This is a genomic window from Pyrobaculum sp. (assembly GCF_049971835.1).
In the GTDB taxonomy this organism is placed as follows: domain Archaea; phylum Thermoproteota; class Thermoprotei; order Thermoproteales; family Thermoproteaceae; genus Pyrobaculum.
Genome location: NZ_JBMFKV010000307.1, coordinates 1 through 1868 on the forward strand (window position 1 = coordinate 1; position 1868 = coordinate 1868).

At 47.9% G+C, this 1868-nt stretch carries 1 protein-coding gene; it reads right to left on the reverse strand.

Features of this window, described 5'->3' with window-relative positions; genetic code table 11:
- Positions 1–1601, reverse strand: a 1601-nt coding sequence (locus ACP5J3_RS14020; protein ID WP_428496246.1) for a hypothetical protein, incomplete at its 3' end; no start/stop codon positions are given.
- Between the last annotated feature and the right edge of the window lie 267 nt (positions 1602–1868).

Consider the following 1868-nt stretch of genomic DNA (forward strand, 5'->3'; position numbering starts at 1 on the left):
GTTGCTAAAGAGATGATGTAAAGAGCTGCCTTGTGGTATATATTAAGGGGGAGGTTATTTTTTACTCCTTTGAAATCTCCCGCGACGATTGTGACGTCGTATTTCCGGACATATCCATCGCCTAGTATGTTGTTAAGGAGAAAGTAGGCGTATTCCGGAGGGCTCATGTCGACTGTGTCAAGCAGGGGGTAGATGTGGCGGGCGTAGGCCCAGTGTTTCTTGAGATCCATCTCCAACATGGGTAATGTTAGTCTATGTTTAGAGTAGCTGTGTATGCACAGCGCTGTTTTCTCTCTATCGGCTTCTCCAGCAACTACGCCGTTGGTTATCTGATGAATGGCGTATTCTAGTCTCGCCAAGTGGTGTCTCATTTGCCTATACTGTGCTGGCTTAAGGCTTTGTTTATAGACATAGATTTTTTCCAGAGCTAAAGATCTGGCGGCTTTTGCGTTTGGTAAACCGCTTTCCCTGAAGTCCTTGATTCTCTTTTCTAAGTATTGGAGGTAGGTCCAAATTGGTGAGTCCTTAACTGCATCACCGCTGTAGTACGGCTTGACGCCGTACTTCGTTATGTTGCCTACATCCCTCGTCCACATTGTGAAGCCCATGGCGCGGAAGATTTCCTTCTGCGTATAAGATGTGGTATCTACTCTTGGCCTGTTGACGACTTTACTAAACGATATATCTGAGGCTAGCCAGCCTCCCAGGCCTCTGAAGTATTTCCTCAACGCCTCGCCCTCTGTCTCAGATAAGTGTTCCTCTATAGCGAGGGCCTTTACCGCCGGGCCTCTGAGCCTCGCAATGGCGAATTCTCCATATCTATCTGATTTCAGTACTGATACCTCGGCCGCCAAGTTCTCCCCCTCCTTGTGTACCACGATTTTGTATCTATCTCCCACTTTTTCTATGGTGATCTTAAGAAAGCCTCTCTCTGCGTAGTCTTCTAGTAACGCAATTATTACTTTGCCACTGCTTTTGAAAAAGGGAGGAGATACGCCAAACAAGTTTCCACAGACGCCGGGCGCCAGCTCAAATACCCTATGGGCATCCTCTCTTAACAATGCTTTTAGAACTACACGTGTCCAAGCCGAGTTGTATACAAATCCAGTTATGAACGCTATTACCCTGTCGGCTACCGTCGCCTCTCTCAGCTCTCTTCTTTTTAAATCTTCAAGTCTCGTCGCGGTAGCTAATTGATCCTTCACCCGTATTTCAAAGCTACTCTGCCGCAACCCATATCTGGGGGCCTCCGCTTTAATTAAGTCTAGGACTGCCTCAATTTTCTTTTCCAAATCTTCCCTCTTCTCTTTCCATCTGCGGTATTCTGCTAGATCTACTTCCACCACACCAGCCCTCTCTAGCCCTCTCGTTATTTGGGTAAAGCCTCTGCGATCCAGTAGACGCAACGCCGCCTCAACTATGGCGAGTCCCACAATTGCCTCTGGCCCCGCCTCTGGTAAAACATGTACCGCCTCTCTAGAGACTTGGAGTAACTCACAAACTAGGCCTCTATCAGGTTTCTCCAGCGTCTTTTCAGCTACAGCTACAACCTGCGGAGCTCTCTCACCTAGATATCCCGGCTTCTCCGCGTCAATATACACAGATGTCGGGGGATTTATAACAGACGCGGAACTTTACCCACGCTTAGAGCCTAAAAAGCTTCGCCAAGAGAGTGATCCCCATTACTCTAGCTCAACAAGTATGTGTGGCACATCGTCAAATAGCGGCAACTCTAATCAAATGAGTATGTAGCACAACACCCGCCCTGACCAGTACACGGCCCCCTAGTGGCGACATCTTTTACGAGGCTTGTAGACACTGGAAGTGCCTATGTTTTTACTATCCAACTTTGCCAAACTGCTTTCTGG